Below are 19,215 nucleotides of genomic sequence, written 5' to 3'. Positions count from 1 at the left end.
AGAATCATGAGAGCCGTGTCCAAAGGCTATAAATCGGACTGTACATATGAAGACGTCGTAAAAGGGGACTGAGTCATGGATAACAAAGATACCTTACATCTGTCAGAGCCCTTTGAGTTGCCGTTACTGCCTCTCAGGGATGTTGTTGTTTACCCCCATATGGTGATTCCGCTTTTTGTCGGAAGAGACCGCTCTATTCAGGCCCTTGATGAAGCCATGGGTCAGGATAAAAAAATTCTGCTGGTTGCCCAGAAAAATGCTCAGGTTGATGACCCTGAAGCAGGAGACTTGTTTGAAGTCGGAACTCTGGCCAGCATTCTGCAATTGCTGAAGCTTCCGGATGGTACCGTAAAGGTGCTGGTGGAAGGTGAACAGCGCGTTACAGTTAACCATTTGATGGATCAGACCGACTTCGTTACTGCTGAAGTTCAGGTCATCGATGGTACCAGTGTCAGTGAACGTGAAAGTGAAGTATTAATTCGTTCCTTGATGTCGCAATTCGAGCAATACGTTCAACTCAGTAAAAAAGTACCTAATGAAGTACTGACATCACTCAGCGGTATCAGTGACGTAGCCAAGCTGGTCGATACCATTGCGGCTCATATGCCGATGAAAATCGAGGACAAGCAGAAGGTACTCGAAGTCGGTGATCTGGGTGAACGACTGGAATACCTGATTGGTATTATGCAGGGCGAACTGGATTTTCTGCAGGTAGAAAAGAAAATTCGTGGCCGTGTTAAAAAACAGATGGAGCGCAGCCAGCGCGAGTACTATCTGAATGAGCAGATGAAAGCCATTCAGAAAGAACTGGGCGATATGGATGAAGCCCCGAATGAGCTGGATGAACTTAAGCAGAAAATTGATGACGCAGGCATGTCTGCGGAAGCTAAAGAGAAAACTCTGGCTGAACTCAATAAGCTGAAAATGATGTCACCGATGTCGGCGGAAGCGACAGTGGTGCGTGGTTATATCGACTGGATGATCGGTGTGCCATGGAAGAAACGCAGTAAAGTACGTCATGATATGAAGCGTGCTCAGGATATTCTTGAAGCTGAGCATTATGGTCTTGAAGAAGTGAAAGAGCGGATTCTTGAATACCTCGCCGTACAAAAGCGAGTTAAGAAGATCAAGGGACCGGTACTCTGTCTGGTAGGACCTCCGGGTGTGGGTAAAACCTCTCTGGGTGAATCCATTGCCCGTGCCACCAATCGAAAATTTGTGCGTATGGCGCTGGGTGGTGTCCGCGATGAGGCCGAAATAAGAGGCCATCGTCGTACCTATATTGGTTCCATGCCGGGTAAGCTGATTCAGAAGATGGCCAAAGCCGAGGTCCGTAACCCACTTTTCCTGCTCGATGAGATCGACAAGATGGGTTCAGACATGCGCGGTGATCCGTCTTCAGCACTTCTGGAAGTGCTGGATCCGGAACAGAATAACTCTTTCAACGATCACTATCTGGAAGTGGACTACGACCTCTCTGATGTCATGTTTGTCTGCACCTCCAACTCCATGGATATTCCGGCGCCGTTGCTGGATCGTATGGAAGTGATTCGTATCCCGGGTTACACCGAAGACGAAAAGGTTAATATCGCCACGCGCTACCTGGTGACCAAACAACTGAAAAACAGTGGTCTGAAAGACGGTGAACTGTCTTTTGAAGAAGCGGCTCTTCGTGATGTGATTCGTTATTACAGCAGAGAAGCGGGGGTTCGTGGTCTTGAGCGTGAAATAGCGAAGATTTGTCGTAAAGCTGTGAAGGATGATGCTCTGTCGGTTGCAGACAGGCATAAGATAGTAACGCCAGATTCTCTGGAATACTTTCTGGGGGTTCGTAAGTTCAGCTTTGGCTCCGCAGAAGATCAGGATCAGGTAGGGCAGGTGACTGGTCTGGCCTGGACTCAGGTTGGTGGTGAACTGCTGACCATTGAATCCATGGCGGTGCCGGGTAAAGGACAGATCACCAAGACAGGTTCTCTCGGTGATGTCATGCAGGAGTCCATTCAGGCTGCACTTACTGTGGTCAGAAGTCGTGCCGAGACGTTGGGAATTGCTGCCGATTTCCACCAGAAGCATGACCTCCATATTCACGTTCCTGAAGGTGCTACCCCTAAGGACGGTCCTAGTGCCGGTGTCGGTATGTGCACTGCCCTGGTATCTGTTCTAACTGAGATACCTGTGAAAGCCGAGGTTGCCATGACCGGCGAAATTACCCTGCGTGGTCAGGTACTGGCTATTGGTGGTCTTAAGGAAAAACTGCTGGCTGCACACCGTGGTGGCATCAAGACCGTGGTTATTCCTGAAGAGAATCGTCGTGATTTGAAAGAGATTCCCGAGAACATTAAAGAGGACCTGAACATCGTTCCGGTGAAATGGATTGATGAGGTTCTTGATATAGCTCTTCAGTATATGCCGGACGCTGATAGTGAAAAATCGCTGAAATCAGTGGCTAAAAGTGATAAAGGACGTAAAGGTAGCCAGATAAAGACCCACTAGGCTGTGGCTTTTGTTGACTTTATCCGCTGACCGTTGATATAAAAGGCGATCGTTACAAACCACGTATTATCTGGGCTGGACAACATTTTCTTCATTCCTGTTGTCAGTCCGGGTTATACATTTGAGCCATCAGGTTCAATGTTCTAAACCTGCTCTTTCGGTTCTTTATAAACTGGCTGAGAGAAGAGGTTTGAGTGGTTGTGTTATCAGGCTGTTTTTTATCGGTACTGACATCTCAATTTTGAGAATGGTTGATATTTTTACATCGATTGACTGAAGTTTCCGTATTTTGCTGCGGTTTGCCGAGATGTTGTTGATGTGGATTACCGGGAAAGCTTCCGGCAAGATGTAAAAACGGTATTAATTAATGGGGAGGCTGCGCTACTGCTTGAGTTTTCAACTAAAATCACGCAGCATAGCAAAGCGCCCGATGGGTTGGGCATTACAGGGTATTTTCCTGAATGCCATTCAGGCCGTTAAGGCTGAAAACGCATCCTACAAAGAAGGGGAATAGAGTGAACAAGTCCGAGCTGATTGAAGCAATTGCGGCATCTGCTGACCTGCCAAAGGCTGCCGCTGGTCGTGCCCTGGACGCCATGATCAACTCTGTCACTACTGCTCTGAAAGACGGTGAACAGGTTGTACTGGTTGGTTTTGGTACTTTCGCTGTCAAGGAGCGTGCCGCTCGTACAGGCCGCAACCCTCAGACTGGTGAACCGATTGAAATTGCTGCTGCCAAGATTCCTAGCTTCAAGGCAGGCAAGGCGCTCAAAGACGCTGTAAACTGATTTAGCGCCTCTGGCAATGAAGCCTCAGGGCTTCAGAAAACCACAAGGGATGGGGCAAAAAAAACAGCGAAGTTCATTACACTGTATTTTTTTGCTACCTTTCCGAAAAGGCGCATCTTCACGATGCGCTTTTTTTTTGTTTCTGGACCGGCCATCAGGTTCGTGTCTTAATTAATCTAAGCTAAAGCGAGCTTTGAACCTGAGGTTAGTATGCTCCAAACAATGAGGGACTCGGCGAAGAGTTGGGTAACGTTTGTTATTGTCGGCATTATTGCCTTCATGATGGCGATTACCGGCCTGGAAAGCCTGTCACCCAACCCTAATAATCCTAATGTAGCCACTGTTAACGGGGTTGATATTACCCGTTCCGAGTTGGCCCAGACTCTTGAACAGCAACGGCGGGCAATGATTCAGCGTATGGGGGATCAGTATGATCCTGCTTTGCTGGATGAAAAACTGCTGAACGAGCAGGCTCTTCAGTCTCTCATTGACCGGACTCTTCTGCTTCAGGCTGCCGAAAATGGTGGTATGAGTGTGGGTCAGAAAGAGCTGGATGCAATGATTATCAGCATGCCGCAATTTCAACAGGACGGTCGTTTCGATCAAGATCGTTTCATGATGACCGTTCGTAGCTATGGCATGTCGCCACAACAGTTCCGTTCCGTATTGAAAGACGAAACTCTGCTGGGGCAGATTCAATCCGGTGTTGCCGGCTCTGAATTCATGACCGTAGAGGAAGTCCGTCACCTGACCCGTCTGGAAAACCAGAAACGTGATATCAGCTGGCTGGTTCTGGATGCTGCTGGTAAGCGTGCTGCTGTTACTCCTACGACAGAAGAGATTAAAGCTTACTACGACAATAATAATGATCGTTTCATGACCGATGAGCAGGTTGTGATCAGCTACATCGAAATGAACCGCGCTTTCGTAGCCGAACAGGTTGATGTTGAAGAGCAGGATCTTCGTGATGAATACCAGCGTCGTATTCAGGATCTGGAGGCCAAGCCGGGCAAGATGACGGTATCAACGATTCTTCTGCAAACGGGCGACAAACGTTCCAAAGAAGAAGCCGTTAAGCTGACTAATGACATTATTGCCAAGCTGAATAGTGGGACAGACTTTGCCAAGCTGGCAAAAGAGTATTCTGAAGACCCGGTTACTGCAGCTAATGGCGGTGACATGGGGCAGGTTCAGGCAGGTTTCTTTGGTGATGACTTTGACGAAGCTATTGCCAATTTGAAATCAGGTGAAGTTTCTCAGCCAGTGGAAACTGACTTCGGTGTCCAGGTTCTGAAAGTAACTTCCCGCGAAAAGACTGAGATTCCTTCATTTGACGAGTTGAAAGAGCAGCTCCTGGCTGACCTTAAGCGTGATGAAGCCGGAACCCTCTACCTGGATAAAACCAGAGAGATGGCGGATATCAGCTTTGAAGCATCTGACCTGGGACAACCTTCCGAGCAGCTGGGTCTTACGATTCAGTCTGCAGGTCCGTTCTCCCGTAAGGGTGGTCAGGATCTGACAGCGGATGCCAAAGTCATTGCTGCTGCTTTCAGTGCTGATGTGCTTGAGCTTGGTGCAAATTCGGAACTGGTTGAACTGTCTCCTGAAAAAGCGCTGGTACTGCGTGTTAAGGAACACCTCAAGCCAGAACTGAAGCCTCTGGAGCAAGTGCAAGGTAGCATTATTCAGGCTCTTAAGGTTGAAAAGGCTAATGAGCAGCTTCAGGTTCAGTCAGGAAAACTGCTGGAAGAGCTGCGTACAGGTCGTGAATTCAAAGTGGTAGCAGATACTGCAGGTATCAAGCTGAACGAAGCGATCGAAGCCACTCGCAGGCAGCAGGGTGTTCCGCAACAGTTGCTGGCCACAGCCTTTAAACTGCCTCACCCGATCAACAATACTGCCAGCTTTGGTCAAGCTGAACTGGCTAACGGTGATCTGGCGATTATTGCTCTAAACAAGGTCGCTGAAGGCAGTGCTACTGATGCAGATGCAGAACGTGACCGTATGATGGCTATGTTCCTGGCTAATGCCAATGCCCGTAATCTGTTCACGGAATACCTGAAGAGCATCAAGGCTTCCGCTGACATCAAGATTATCAAAAAGGAAGAGTGAGTTAGAGTTCTTCCTACCTCTTGATCGTTGTCAGCTCGAACTTTTTCGGGCTGACATCAAGGGTCTGAATGGCTGCCTTAAGGGTGGCCATTTTTCTATTTCGGGCTCCATATCCTGTTGAGACAGTTTCACACCTGCCTTCCCTGAAATTACAGAAACGGAAATCTGTGGTGGTGGGGCATGAATTTCCCCGATTTTCAGTTTCTTCCTGTCTACAACAGTTTCCGCAGTGACTCTGTATTCCTGCAGTTGTACCTTGCCTTTATCGTCTGCTCCAAAACGGTATAACGGTCTTTTTGTTGTGTATGTCTGCTGAACTTTATAATTGCCGTCAGGTTGCTCAGTAACTTTGTATTTAATATCTGTTTCTGCACTCTTAAGATCCGCAGATAGTTCGATCGGAGTCACCTCACGCAGTCTGTGATGCTCTATCTGTTGAGCGTAATCAGTCAGGCTCGTTTTCAGAAAGCGGCTCATGGTTGCACCACTTTTGGTATTGTTCATAAATCTCCCAAGACTGTATTTGCTTAATGCTTCTGTCGCACGTTTGGTTTTATGATTAACGCCATCTTGATTGAGCGTTGCTCGTCCTGAAAAAGGCTGAGAAGCTTCGCTTTCTCCAGCAGGTTTGAGCTTGATTTTAGATAAACCCTTGCTCCATTCAGCTTTCATGGTTTGTTCAACCGCAAGCTGCTTGGGGTCAATAGCTCTGCCAGTAAGATAGGACAGTGATTGGGGCAGTCTTTCTATACATTGTTCTGCGAGAGTGCTTTGTGCTGATGGGAGAGCTTTTTCAAGCCAGGTTGTTATAGCTGTCGTTGTCTTGAAGTTTCTTATAACTTTCAGTGCCGAGTTTGTACTGTTATAGAGCCGGTTAAGCGCAATATCGTAGGTGTTACCGGAATCGTTGGGATCAGAAAGTTGAGCAAGATAGCTGTCGATTTTAGATATATGGCCTGGTATACCCTCCATCTCCTGATTTGTCTTGATACGAATTGCATTGATATCCTGATGGAATGACTGGCTCCATGAAGATTGCTGTAAGGTTTTTTCCGGTTTCTGGTTCAGCCATTGGGGATCAAGGCAGCGAGTGATGGAGCCGAGCAGTGAAGTTTGCTCCGGCATGAGGATTGAAAGTACCAGCAGATAGTTTTGGTAGCGTTCTGAGGAAAGCTGATTCTTGTTCAGATCAGACTCTAGAGCAGAAAACAGGCGAGTTAATTCAGGCGATGTTGATGACTCTGAAAGAGTATGAATCAGATCGAGAAACTGTTCTTTTGTTACCGGTTTTTTAGATGTGGTTGCGAGTTTAAGCTGATGCTGAAGTTCAACACTGGATTGATGGCATCTGGCTATTGTTGAGAGAGATTCTGCTAATCCATCGAGTTCATTAATTGAGGGTAGTTGAGCAAGCTCTCTGGCTGTTTCCGGGGTAGGGCTTGCCATAAATGTGAGAAGCTCACAGCGTGCTTCTTCGGGAATTTCCTGCTCCAGCTCAAGGCACACTTGTATTAGGTTTTCTGGTGAAACGATGGCGGGACACAGCTTCAAGAATGGACTTGTATCGACGGCTTTCTGTTTTTGTTCAGATTTTTCTTCATCAGCTTTGTCAGCAGCTTCTGCTTTCTCCAGCTCATCAAGGTGCGACATGGTTACCAGTATTTTAGCGGGGAAGGCATTGAGCACGTCATCGTCGTCCTCACCCTCATTCTCGCCATCATCAACCTCAACAACCAGACCGCTGGCTATAAGGTTGTGAATAGAAGGGTTTCCGGTCTCACGGGAAGTAAGCAGTAAAAAATAGAAGATGAATGCCTGACCCAGCTGCAAGTCATCATTAAGCATCTGTTTTCCACAACTGATCGGTTCCGGGAGTGAAAGATAAGTGTCCAGAGTCTTCAGGTGATGCGGCGCCAGCTTTGAGGCGGAAAACCAGCCGGTAGGCTTTACCTTTCCGGGGTGACCTTGTGCCAGTCCCATTTTTACCAGCAGAAAATCAATTTTATATTCAAGAAGGAGGTCATCGTTGTATTCCTCCTTATAGTGACTAATGAGTTCCTGTTTAAATTCTGTCAGTTGATCAGATTTCAGTTTCTTGCCCTGAAAGCTGATTAAAGGTCTGCCTTCAACTGGAGTGACTTGCCATCGATCCAGTGTTTTTTGTGAGAAAGGCAGGCTGGCAGGCTTGTGCACCGGAGGCACTTCAACAGGAGTAACCTTACGAGTATCAGTACGCCCGCCAGGCTTATTCCGGCGGGCCTGAAAACTCTGTCCAAGAGAACTGAAAAGTGCTCGTATCTTCATTGCTGAGTCTATCATCCGTGAAGTTCAGCCTTACTTCTCTATAACGGCTGTCAGCAGGGTTGGCTGAATGTTTAGACTCAAGCCTGGAGAACACTTCTATTCAGCCCTCCTGTTTTCAGTCTTCCAGTTCCAGCATCCAGTCGCCAGCCAGCCAGAAGTCGTCGAGTTGAGATGAGAGGACCGGTCGAACCTTTTGATCAAACATCTGCTTACCGTCCTCGAATGACTGAAGACATTCGGCTTCAATAATCGGGCCGATTAATTCAGGCTTGCTGGTCTGGTTAGAGTCGAGCCGTGCAATGACTTCCGAGGCTGAAAAACCGTTACCACAGCCCCAGATTTCATTCAGGCCTTGGCGAGCACAGCCATAAACGATTTTCTCGATATTCAGTCCATAGCAACCTCCCCATAAAATATTAGTCATGGCGCCACTTTCAGGCTCGGCCGTAGTAATCATTGTTAGGGCGTGATCTGCTTTGTAATGAAAATTCTGAGCCAGCAGGTGAATGGCCAGAGCTTCGGAGCTGAACAGAGGGCTTATGTGCATGGCGTTGCAGGCGGTGACCAGAATCTGCCCGCAGGGATCAATAATGGTAGTGACAAAGGGAGCGACAGGGTTGGCATTGATTCCAAGCTCGACCAGCTCACCCATCAGTTCTTCATACTCCTGCATAATTGCCTCCGGGGCATAGGAAAGTTGCATGAAGCATAGCTGTAATGCGGTGAAACAGCGTTTTTTTACAGTTGCAGAGGCAGGCGGGTTGTCGTTTTAATGGAGCCCAGAGATAAGGAGGTGTGAACCTTGCTGATGCATTCAAGGCCAAGCAGTTCTGTCATAACAAACTGTCTCAAGGCTTCGTTATTACTGGCAATGACTTTCAGCAGGTAATCACCTTCCGCGCCGGTGATGGCATGGCATTCAAGTATTTTCTCATTATTTAGAACCTGCTGTTGAAACTTGTCAGCAGTGGTTGCGTCATGCTGACTAAGGGTGACATTAATAAACGCCTGAACATCGAGTCCCAGCGAACTTGCGTTAAGCAGGGTGGCCTGTCGGGAGATAATGCCTTTTTCCTTGAGCCGGCTGATTCGCCTTGAGCACTGGGAGCTGGAAAGATTTATTCGCTGGGCGATGGTGTTCAGGCTGATACCATCTTCACTTTGTAAGACCTGCAGCAGTAGCCGATCAAACTTATCCAGTGACTCATCCATAATCTGCCCTTTATGTGCAATATTATTGCATCACACTCGCGAACGTCTTGCAGAATGCAACCTTATTGTATCCCCGTCCTCTTATACTGAATTCTGGTCTTGAAAATAACAAGTGGCTGGCGATAGAGCCATACAATGGTTCTGCTCATTCAGCTTATAAAGGGAGACTTGGCATGGATGCAACAGGCAGTAAATCTGTGATTACAGATATCAATCCTATGGGAACCGACGGTTTTGAATTTATAGAGTTTTCCATGCCTGACCCCGGTGTTCTAGATCAGTTATTTAATCAGTTAGGCTTTAAGGCGTCAGGTTCTACCCCGTCAGGTAACAGAATGCTTTACCAGCAGGGTGATATCAGCTTCATCATTAATTCTGATAGGGATTCATCGGGTCATTCCTTTTACTCTATCCATGGTCCTTGTGCCAGCGCCTTCGGAATACGTGTGGCGGATGCCGATTATGCATTAAAACGTGCTCTCAGCCTAGGCGCAGAGCAGGGTGTATCCGAGTATCAGGTGAATGGACGAGAAGTCCCCTGTATTGTCGGGATTGGTGGTTGCCTACTGTATCTGGTGGACAGTTATAGCTCGTCCGGTTCTATCTATCAGGATGATTTTCAGGTCGATAATATTCAACTGGAAACCACCAATAATGCCGGCCTAGAAATACTGGATCACGTCACCCACAACGTCTATCGCGGTAATATGGATAAATGGGCGGGCTTCTATGAGAAGTTGTTTAATTTTCAGGAGGTTCGTTACTTCGATATTGAAGGAAAACTGACCGGCTTGAAATCTCGAGCCATGACCAGCCCCTGCGGAAAAATTAAAATTCCTATCAATGAATCATCAGACGACAAAAGTCAGATTGAAGAATACCTGCAACAGTATCAGGGAGAAGGTATTCAGCATATTGCTCTGACTGCCAGAGATATCTATGCAGCAGTCGATCAGCTAAAGCTGAATGGGCTACAGTTTATGACGTCACCGCCAGAGACCTATTATGAAATGTTGTCAGAAAGGTTGCCCTGGCACGGTGAAAATGTCGACGCATTAAAATCAAGAGCGATACTGCTGGATGGTGCACCGACGCCAGATGGTGGTTTATTGCTGCAGATTTTTACTGAAACGGTTATTGGTCCCATCTTTTTTGAAATTATTCAAAGAAAGGGAGACGAAGGATTTGGTGAAGGGAACTTCAAGGCTTTGTTTGAAAGCATGGAGCGTGATCAGGTTCGACGAGGTGTACTTCAGGATTCTGATTAAGGGCGTTCTGTATGAAAACAGCATCCAGTTATACGGCCAGAAAACCTGACGCTTCAGGGTTGATTGATTACCCTGATTCTGAGCATGAAGTCTGGTCTCTGCTCTATAACAGACAGATGACAGTTATCATAGACAGGGCTTGTCCCGAGTATCATCAGGGGCTGGATTTGCTTGGCCTGACAGCAGACAGAATTCCACAACTGCCAGAGCTGGATGCAGTGCTGCAGCAAACCACGGGCTGGTCTGTCGCCAGAGTCCCAGCCCTTATTTCGTTCGATCGCTTTTTTCAACTACTGGCCAACAGGCAATTTCCTGCTGCTACATTTATTCGCAGGAAGGATGAATTGGATTACTTGCAGGAGCCGGATATCTTTCATGAAGTGTTTGGCCATTGCCCGCTGCTGACTAATCCTGATTTTGCTGCGCTAACAGAAGTCTATGGAAAGATGGGGCTGGCCGCGAGTAAAGAAGAGCGGGTCTATCTGGCAAGATTATACTGGATGACAGTAGAGTTTGGCCTGGTACAGAGTGGTGATAGTGAAGGATTGAAAATATACGGTGGAGGTATTCTTTCCAGTCACAGTGAAACGCTTTACGCACTGGATAGCGATCAACCAGTGCGCAAAGCGTTTGATTTAATTGATGTACTCAGAACGCCTTATCGAATTGATATCCTGCAACCCGTTTATTTTATTATTCCCGAGTTTCATGAACTTAAATCTATCGTTGAATCCGACATTATGGAGGCAGTGCGTGAAGCCATGAAACTCGGCATGCATAAACCACTTTTTTAAGCTCCATTTATTATCTCGCTTAATATTCGTCTTACCACTTTTGTATGTTGCTTTCCAAAAACCATCCTGATAGCGTTTCAGACCGCTGAATAAAAGCTGCAACCAGTAACTATAACGGGTTGCTTTTATCGTGTTTATGTTCGTTTTTCTCAGTCATGTACTGAGTATTGCCAGAGTAGAGAAGAAAAAGAAATATTGGAATGAACAAAACACAGATTCATTTTGCCCACGCCAATGGCTTTCCGGCATCCAGCTATCAGAAATTATTTACGGCTCTTGAGCAAGACTACGATATCGGTTTTATCGACTGTCATGGTCACACGTCCGAGTTTCCAGTCACAGACAACTGGGAGTATCTGATTCAGGAACTGGTCTGCGAACTCAAGCAGAATTACACGTCACCGGTTATTGGTCTGGGCCACTCCTTCGGAGGAGTGCTTACCTGGTTGGCCGCGAGACGTAATCCCGAGCTATTCAAGGCAGTAGTCGTCCTTGATCCGCCGTTGTTAACAGCTATGGATATGGTTTTTATTCGACTGGTGAAACGATTGGGAATCATTGATCGTATTACGCCTTCAGGTAGAACCAAAGTCAGAAAGACAGAATGGTCAACCGCTGTCGAAGCAGAAGAGTACTTTCGTTCAAAATCACTGTTCAAAGGTTTTGACCCGGATTGCCTCAGTGATTATGTTGCCCATGGCATGATGCACGGTAACGCGTCTCTTCGACTTAAATTTGAACGTGAGGTTGAAGCAGCTATCTTTGCTACCGTGCCTCACTCATTTGGCAAGGCCGCAGAAGATTTTAAAGCGCTGCCGGTAGCCATGATCCATGGCTCTGACAGTGATGTAATGACAAGGCACAGAGTTTTGTATCATAGAATTGCAAATGGTTTTATAACCCGACCCTTTGAGGGCGGGCACTTGTTCCCTTTCCAGAAACCTGACGCTGCGGCGGATTCAATTCGGGAAACCATTGCTGTTCTGACAGGAGAGAGAGATGGACCCCAGGGACATTGAAATTAATATTGGCCGGATGAGTTTTTCCGGTCAGGAGTGGGGTGACCCTGATGGCAAGCCCGTTATTGCACTCCATGGCTGGCTGGATAATGCGGCCAGCTTTGCACCGCTGGCGGCTTTTCTTGATAAAAGTATCAGACTGATCGCTATTGATCAGGCAGGGCATGGTCGCAGTGATCATCGCGCAGAGCAAATGGATTACTCCATCTGGAACTATGTCGAGGATGTTGTTGATATCGCTGATACGCTGGAGCTGGAATCCTTTTCACTGCTGGGTCATTCCATGGGGGCTATTGTTTCCACTATGACTTCGGCAATACTGGGTGATCGAGTTGAAAAGGCCATCATGCTCGATGGTCTTTTTCCAATGCCCCGTAAAGCAGAAGACTCTCCGGCTGCATTGAAAGCATTTGTTGACGAACGCAAAGCTTTCCGTAAGGGCAAAACCGTTAATCGTTTTCGCTCTATGGAACACGCGGTAAGGGTTCGCTGCCTGGGACAGTTTCCTGTGAGCAGGGATTCCTCTGCCATTCTGGTAGAGCGAGCACTTTATATGGACGGAGATGCCTGGACCTGGCGTACCGATCCCAGGTTGAACCTCCCTTCGCCTGCGCGATTTACTGAAGATCAGGCGTTGGCATTTGCCGAGCAGATGACCTGTGAATCCCATATGTTGTATGCGAAGGAAGGTTATATTGATGCCCTGATTGAACCGCATCGTGAGCGGCTCGCTAATATTCAGTTTTACCCAATGCCGGGCAGCCACCATTTTCATATGGACGGTGAAACGGAAGCGGTTGCGGCGATAGTTAATACTGTTATGAATACCTGACTGTGATATTCTGAAAGTCGGTCAATTGGTTGAGAAACAAGTGCCTTATGCCGGTTTTCAGATTTCCCCTGGTGTTAACCCTTCTTGGCGTTCTTCTGCCAACAACTGGCTGGACAGCAGCCGATGATATCAAGTCTTTTCCTAATGCCCGGATTGATTTGGAAGAGTCCCGGCAGGTGACCAGCTATCCAATCGTCAGTAGCACCATTAAAAAAGTGAATGGTCAGGTTACTGCTGACGAAGAGAAATGGCTGAGTGGTGATCTTGAACGTACTCTCTACCTCCTTCCCAATGGGCGTTCCAGTGAGCAGGCCTTTGAATACTTCAGGGAGCAGCTGCTGAAACTGGGCGTTGCGCCTCTCTTTGAATGTGATCGTTTCAGTTGTGGTGAAAGTAATTTCTGGGCGAACAATATTTTTAAAATATCCCGTCTTTATGGTCTTGATAAAGCACAATCCTATTTTGTAGGTAGTCGTCTGGAGGCAGGTAAAACCGTCTACTATCTGGTTTATACGATAAGGCGTGGAAATAAGCGTGAATATGCGCTGATGGATGTGTTTACAGAAGGTAAGAAAGTGTCTCAGCTTTCTTCTGATGAATATTCAATTCAACTGCCACTCAATGCGGAAGCATTTAAAAAAATCGAAGCCTTTAAGCAGGTTGTCAGCTCTGCAGCAGATAAGGTGGCTCTCATCAGTATCAGTTCGTCAGAAGCTCAGAATAATGTCGATCTTAAAACCAAATTAAGTCAGCTTACGGATGCCCGAAGAGCGGTACGACGAGCACTGATCAGTAAAGGTGTTTCAGAAGAACGTTTTTATATTCAGACTCAGGTTGGCCAGGCTTCCTCTGACTCATTGAGTGTTCTGCTACTCGAACCCTGAAGTAAATCGAGCTTTGAATCAAAAGTGCTGGGGTACAGTTTGCGCCAGCACTTATTTTTTTAAGCTCAGGTAGACTTAAAGCCTCAGACACTGATTCGATTCCATTTCCTGGCCTGCCATACCGTCACGAATGCCATTGAGCTGAACAGTCGCTGTAACAGCTGAGTGATCCAGATCGCAGTCAGTCCCATTCCCAGAACAGGCCCAACCAGCCAGCATAAAGGCAGCAGTATCAGCCACTGGCTGGCCATTCGAATACCCAGTACCGTTTTATTAGCGCCGGCCCCCAGCAAAGCCTGAGTAAAGACCAGCGAGGCGGCATCCAGAAGAATGCTGAAGCCGGTAATCTGCAGTGGCAGTTTGGCCTGCTGTACCAAAATATCCTGATGCAAAAACAGGCTGAGTATTAATTCCGGAGTAAACAACAGTGGCAGACTGAGCAGCATCAGAATACAGACGGTCACACCAACAATATCCCAGCCCCAACGCCAGGCTTTTTCAGGCTTGCCAGCCCCAAGGCTTTGGCTAACCAGCGTATTTGCTGCCATGCCGAGCCCGATACCCGGAAGAATCAGCAGTAATGATATGTTCATCAGTACATGAGCAATGGCCAGTTCACTGCTGCCCATCTGGGCAATAATGGCGAACAGCATCATAAAACCGAAAGAGAACATCACCTGTTGTATCGAATCAGGAACCGCCAGTTTGATTAAGCGACCTGTCTGCTGAAAATCCATTTTCCTCAAAAAACTGAAGTTCAGGAAGCCGTGACTGGTGGCTGCTTTCGTCATCGAAAACAGATTTAGAAGCGCTGCGAGATAGAGTGACAGGAAGGTGCCAAGGGCTGCACCTTCGACCCCCATTGCAGGTAATCCAGCTTTGCCATAAATCAGGCAATAACTGGCGGCAGCGTTAAATAGGTGAGAGATCACCAGAATACGCATAAAACCGGAAGGCCTGCCGGTGCCATTCCAGTAGCCTCGAAAAGAAAGACACATGGCTGCAGCTGTCAAAGACATAACACGAATCTGAAAATAGGAGACGGCGGCATCCTGAATCACTTGCGACTGGCTGAATATCTGCAATATCCAGGGAGCCAGTAATACCAGGCAGATACTGAAAGGCAGGGTGATACATAGAGCAAGTAACAGACCATGGTTGACGGGTGTCGCACAGGTGCTGAACTGCCCGGCACCAAAACGACGGGCGACTTGTGCCTGTACGGCAGAAGATAGACCGGCGACCACAGCCATAGCGACAAAGATGGCGTAACTTGCAGCACCAACAGCTGCAAGGGAATCACTACCTAATGGGCCAACCAATGCAGCATCCACAAGATTGAGCAGACTCTGAGACAGCATGGCCAGAATGATAGGAGTGCCCAGTCTGAGAATTGTGGTTACGCGTTGCTTCAAGTAAACCCCGGGGAAAAAGAGTGATGCAGTAAAATTATTGTAAGCCTGAAGAGCCGGTAATGTCACCAGATAAAGCTTAGGTAATGGCAGAGGTGCAGTAGGGTTCAATGACTACACGGCAGTGTGTATTACAGTTCAGAATAAATTTGCAGGTCAGTATTTGATCTTGATACTGACCTGCAGGGAGCGTTTATTCGAAGTTAGGTCTCAACCAGCGATGAGCTTCATCAAGAGGCATCTTCTTACGTTCGGCATAAGACTCAAGCTGGTCCTTGGCAATTTTCCCAAGACCAAAATACTTGGACTCAGGGTGTGAGAAGTACCAGCCGCTGACACTGGCTGCAGGCATCATGGCGAAGTGTTCGGTTAGTGACACACTGGTGTTCTTTTCTCCATCCAGCAAAGCAAACAGCTGAACTTTTTCCGTGTGATCAGGGCAGGCCGGATAGCCCGGAGCAGGGCGAATACCTGTGTACTTCTCCTTGATCAGGGAGTCATTATCCAGTTCTTCGTCCGGTGCATAATGCCAGAACTCTTTACGCACCCTTGCGTGCATATGTTCGGCAAAAGCTTCAGCCAGGCGGTCAGCAAGGGCTTTGACCATGATGCTGTTGTAGTCGTCGCCATTATCTTCGTATTGCTTGGCCAGCTCTTCAGCACCTATGCCTGCAGTGGTGATAAAACCGCCAATATAATCTTCCAGTCCGGTCGATTTAGGGGCAATAAAGTCAGCCAGCGAATAGTTAGGCTTGTCATCCGGTCTCGGGTTTTGCTGACGCAAATGATGAAGTAGGGTTTTAACGTCGCTGCGATTTTCATCCTGATAAACTTCCAGATCATCACCATTAATCTGGGACGCAGGCCAGAAGCCGATAGCAGCTCTGGCGGAAATCTTTTTGTTATCAATCAGGTCCTTCAGCATTTCACGAGCGTCTTCGTAAAGGCTTGTCGCTGCTTCACCCACCACCTCATCCTCAAGTACTGCCGGGAATTTTCCGCCCACGTCCCAGGTGATAAAGAAGGGGGTCCAGTCGATGTATTCGACCAGCTGCTCAAGGGGATAGTCTTCAAAGACTTTTGTACCGGTGAACGTCGGCACTGGCGGCTGGTAATTTTTCCAGTTGGGTGAGAAAGCATTATCCAAAGCTTCCTCATAAGTCAGTAACTGTCGCTTACCGTGACGTTTGGCATGACGGATACGAATCTTCTCATATTCCGTACGGGTTTCTTCCAGCAATACGGGTTTCAGTTCGTCGCTCATTAAGCGAGTGGAAATGCCTACACTGCGAGAGGCATCGGTTACATAGAGTGAAATATCATTTTGATACTGAGGCTCAATCTTTACCGCGGTATGTGCGCGAGAGGTAGTCGCACCACCAATCAGTAGTGGTAAGTTCATGTTTTGTCGTTGCATTTCGCTGGCAACGTGAACCATTTCATCCAGAGACGGTGTGATCAGGCCGCTGAGGCCGATGATATCGACGTTTTCTTCCCGTGCTGTTTTTAGAATTTTATCGCAGGAAACCATCACACCAAGGTCAATAACTTCAAAGTTATTACAGGCCAGTACAACTCCGACAATGTTCTTGCCAATGTCGTGTACGTCACCTTTTACCGTTGCAAGCAGGATCTTACCGTTGGAACGGATTTTTCCGGACTTCTCTTCCTCGATAAAGGGAATCAGGTGGGCAACGGCCTGTTTCATAACCCGGGCACTTTTCACTACCTGGGGAAGGAACATTTTACCGGCACCGAATAAATCACCTACTACGTTCATGCCGTCCATCAATGGACCTTCGATAACGTGAATAGGGCGGTCGGCCTGCTGTCGTGCTTCTTCGGTGTCTTCTACTACGTAAGTGTTGATGCCTTTTACCAGTGCGTGTTCCAGACGTTTGTTAACGTCCTGCTCACGCCAGCTGAGGTCTTCAACTTTCTTTTCACCTTTTCCGGCACCACGATAATCGTCTGCGATAGACAGAAGGTCATCAGTGCCTTTGTGACTGGCGTTAAGAATCACAGCTTCTACTTTTTCCCGTAGATCCTTGGGAATCTCTTCGTAAATTTCCAGCTGTCCGGCATTTACGATACCCATGGACAGACCATTCTTGATGGCGTGATAGAGGAATACAGCGTGAATAGCTTCACGAACCGGATTATTACCCCGGAATGAGAAGGAAACGTTACTGACACCGCCGGAGCTCATGGCGTGTGGCAGATTGTCCTTGATGTATTCCACGGCATTGATGAAATCAACGGCGTAGTTGTTGTGCTCATCAATACCTGTGGCCACGGCAAAGATGTTGGGGTCGAAAATAATATCTTGCGGCGGGAAGCCAATCTCGTTGACCAGAATATTGTAAGAGCGAGTGCAGATCTCAATCTTGCGCGCTTCGGTATCCGCCTGACCTTCGGTATCAAAGGCCATCACTACAACAGCGGCGCCATAGTTACGGCAGAGGCGAGCATGATGTCGGAACTGCTCTTCACCTTCTTTCAGGCTGATAGAGTTAACAATGCCTTTACCCTGAATGCACTGCAGACCGGCTTCGATTACATCCCATTTGGAAGAGTCGACCATTACCGGAACTCTGGAAATATCCGGTTCGGAAGCAATCAGGTTCAGGAAGGTGGTCATGGCACTGTGGGCATCGAGCATGCCCTCATCCATGTTGATGTCGATAATCTGGGCGCCGTTTTCTACCTGCTGACGGGCAACGTCCAGTGCCGTGTCGTAATCTTCTTCGATGATCAGGCGTTTGAAGCGGGCTGAACCGGTTACGTTACAGCGCTCACCGACGTTGACGAAGAGTGAGTCAGAAAAGATATTGAACGGTTCCAGACCACTCAGACGACAGCCGACTTTAATTTCCGGAATCTGGCGACGTTCGATGGTGGCCATACTGTCAGCAATGGCTTTGATATGCTCCGGCGTGGAACCACAGCAACCACCAATAATATTGATCAGGCCTGATTCGGCAAACTCCTGAACAATCGCATTCATTTCTTCCGGCGTTTGGTCGTATTCACCAAAAGCGTTAGGAAGACCGGCATTCGGATGTGCACTGACGTAGGTGTTGGCAATATTGGACAGTTCTTCCAGATAAGGGCGAAGTTCATCAGCGCCCAGAGCACAGTTTAGACCCACAGAAATGGGGTTGGCGTGCTGGATAGAGTTCCAGAAGGCTTCCGTCGTTTGTCCGGACAGCGTACGACCGGATGCATCGGTAATAGTGCCAGAGATCATGATGGGCAGTTCGTAGCCCAGCTCATCAAACAGATCTTTTACGGCAAAGATTGCGGCTTTGGCATTCAGAGTGTCGAAGATGGTTTCGATCAGAATAATATCCGAGCCACCTTCAATAAGAGCTATGGTCGCCTGTTTATAAGCTTCTGCCAGTTCCTTAAAGCTGGTGTTACGAAAGCCAGGATTGTTTACATCCGGTGAAATGGATGCGGTTCTATTCGTTGGGCCAAGAACACCGGCGACAAATCTTGGTTTGTCAGGATTAGCTGCGGTAGCTCTGTCAGCCACTTCTCTGGCCAGTCGGGCTGATTCTCTGTTTATTTCTGGAACGAGATGCTCCATCTCGTAATCAGCCATGGCGATGGTGGTGGTATTGAAGGTATTGGTTTCAATAATATCCGCACCGGCATCGAGATAAGCCTGATAGATTTCCTGAATAATGTCAGGACGAGTCAGAGACAGCAGGTCATTGTTGCCTTTGACATCACAGCCATGATCCTGAAAGCGGTCACCACGATAATCCGCCTCAGTCAGCTTGTATTTCTGGATCATGGTTCCCATGGCTCCATCGAGCACCAGAATGCGATCATTCAGTTGCTGATGAAGTAGGGAGGTTCTGTTGTCATTATTAGGCATGGTCTGTATCCGGACAAAACTTGCGACTGCTCACCGGCAGAAAAACTGCCCGGCATATGCTGGCCGAAATGGTGATTAAAGGTGATGAATAGTACCAGATTATATGTGCTTGTACTTATAAGGGCTGTTATATCCTTTATGTATGTAGTTATAAGAATACTTGACTGAATCGCTGGGGTTTTCACAACAGGGTGCTATGGCTTAGAATGGC

The 19,215-nt window shown here is 47.6% G+C and carries 14 protein-coding genes; 9 read left to right on the top strand and 5 right to left on the bottom strand.

The window, feature by feature from the left end; genetic code table 11:
• Window positions 1–99 precede the first annotated feature (99 nt).
• The 4 genes from lon (at window position 100) to EOPP23_RS15410 (ending at window position 5,393) form a co-directional block, all read left to right on the top strand.
• Window positions 100–2,493 (top strand): endopeptidase La, encoded by a 2,394-nt coding sequence (gene lon, locus EOPP23_RS15420; RefSeq protein ID WP_370514801.1) that lies wholly within the window; start codon window positions 100–102, stop codon window positions 2,491–2,493.
• A 388-nt stretch (window positions 2,494–2,881) separates the two neighbouring features.
• The gene (locus EOPP23_RS21660) at window positions 2,882–3,007 is read left to right on the top strand and encodes a hypothetical protein (RefSeq protein ID WP_255471720.1); all 126 of its coding nucleotides are present in this window, start codon (window positions 2,882–2,884) and stop codon (window positions 3,005–3,007) included.
• A 1-nt stretch (window position 3,008) separates the two neighbouring features.
• On the top strand, window positions 3,009–3,281 hold the full coding sequence (locus tag EOPP23_RS15415) for an HU family DNA-binding protein (RefSeq protein ID WP_034840682.1): 273 nt from the start codon (window positions 3,009–3,011) through the stop codon (window positions 3,279–3,281).
• A 210-nt stretch (window positions 3,282–3,491) separates the two neighbouring features.
• Window positions 3,492–5,393: a SurA N-terminal domain-containing protein gene (locus EOPP23_RS15410; protein WP_153766885.1), complete on the top strand. Its 1,902-nt coding sequence runs from the start codon at window positions 3,492–3,494 to the stop codon at window positions 5,391–5,393.
• A gap of 30 nt (window positions 5,394–5,423) precedes the next feature.
• Here the strand turns inward: EOPP23_RS15410 and EOPP23_RS15405 are convergent, their stop codons facing one another.
• The 3 genes from EOPP23_RS15405 to EOPP23_RS15395 all read right to left on the bottom strand — a co-directional run bounded on the left by EOPP23_RS15405 (window position 5,424) and on the right by EOPP23_RS15395 (window position 8,909).
• Complete coding sequence (locus EOPP23_RS15405) at window positions 5,424–7,697, bottom strand: hypothetical protein (RefSeq protein WP_228550743.1); 2,274 nt, start codon at window positions 7,695–7,697, stop codon at window positions 5,424–5,426.
• A gap of 115 nt (window positions 7,698–7,812) precedes the next feature.
• The gene (locus tag EOPP23_RS15400) at window positions 7,813–8,370 is read right to left on the bottom strand and encodes a hypothetical protein (RefSeq protein ID WP_153766883.1); all 558 of its coding nucleotides are present in this window, start codon (window positions 8,368–8,370) and stop codon (window positions 7,813–7,815) included.
• Window positions 8,371–8,435: 65 nt separating this feature from the next.
• Window positions 8,436–8,909 (bottom strand): Lrp/AsnC family transcriptional regulator, encoded by a 474-nt coding sequence (locus EOPP23_RS15395; RefSeq protein WP_153766882.1) that lies wholly within the window; start codon window positions 8,907–8,909, stop codon window positions 8,436–8,438.
• A 173-nt stretch (window positions 8,910–9,082) separates the two neighbouring features.
• Here EOPP23_RS15395 and hppD point away from each other — a divergent pair, with 173 nt between their 5' ends.
• The 5 genes from hppD to EOPP23_RS15370 all read left to right on the top strand — a co-directional run bounded on the left by hppD (window position 9,083) and on the right by EOPP23_RS15370 (window position 13,706).
• Complete coding sequence (gene hppD / locus EOPP23_RS15390) at window positions 9,083–10,177, top strand: 4-hydroxyphenylpyruvate dioxygenase (RefSeq protein WP_153766881.1); 1,095 nt, start codon at window positions 9,083–9,085, stop codon at window positions 10,175–10,177.
• A gap of 11 nt (window positions 10,178–10,188) precedes the next feature.
• On the top strand, window positions 10,189–10,971 hold the full coding sequence (gene phhA / locus EOPP23_RS15385; RefSeq protein ID WP_153766880.1) for a phenylalanine 4-monooxygenase: 783 nt from the start codon (window positions 10,189–10,191) through the stop codon (window positions 10,969–10,971).
• 200 nt (window positions 10,972–11,171) lie between these two features.
• Window positions 11,172–11,990: an alpha/beta fold hydrolase gene (locus EOPP23_RS15380; RefSeq protein WP_153766879.1), complete on the top strand. Its 819-nt coding sequence runs from the start codon at window positions 11,172–11,174 to the stop codon at window positions 11,988–11,990.
• A complete protein-coding gene (locus EOPP23_RS15375) occupies window positions 11,971–12,822 on the top strand; it encodes an alpha/beta fold hydrolase (protein ID WP_153766878.1) in 852 nt (283 codons plus the stop codon). The genes EOPP23_RS15380 and EOPP23_RS15375 overlap by 20 nt, the downstream gene beginning before the upstream one ends.
• A 47-nt stretch (window positions 12,823–12,869) precedes the next feature.
• Window positions 12,870–13,706: a DUF4892 domain-containing protein gene (locus EOPP23_RS15370; protein ID WP_153766877.1), complete on the top strand. Its 837-nt coding sequence runs from the start codon at window positions 12,870–12,872 to the stop codon at window positions 13,704–13,706.
• Between the two features lie 83 nt (window positions 13,707–13,789).
• Here EOPP23_RS15370 and EOPP23_RS15365 read toward each other — a convergent pair whose 3' ends face one another.
• A complete protein-coding gene (locus EOPP23_RS15365) occupies window positions 13,790–15,121 on the bottom strand; it encodes an MATE family efflux transporter (protein ID WP_228550742.1) in 1,332 nt (443 codons plus the stop codon).
• A gap of 190 nt (window positions 15,122–15,311) precedes the next feature.
• The gene (gene metH, locus EOPP23_RS15360) at window positions 15,312–19,004 is read right to left on the bottom strand and encodes a methionine synthase (RefSeq protein WP_153766876.1); all 3,693 of its coding nucleotides are present in this window, start codon (window positions 19,002–19,004) and stop codon (window positions 15,312–15,314) included.
• Between the last annotated feature and the right edge of the window lie 211 nt (window positions 19,005–19,215).

The sequence above is a fragment of the Endozoicomonas sp. OPT23 genome, from assembly GCF_009653635.1.
Classification (GTDB): domain Bacteria; phylum Pseudomonadota; class Gammaproteobacteria; order Pseudomonadales; family Endozoicomonadaceae; genus Endozoicomonas_A.
This window is presented reverse-complemented; position numbering and strand designations above follow the sequence as displayed.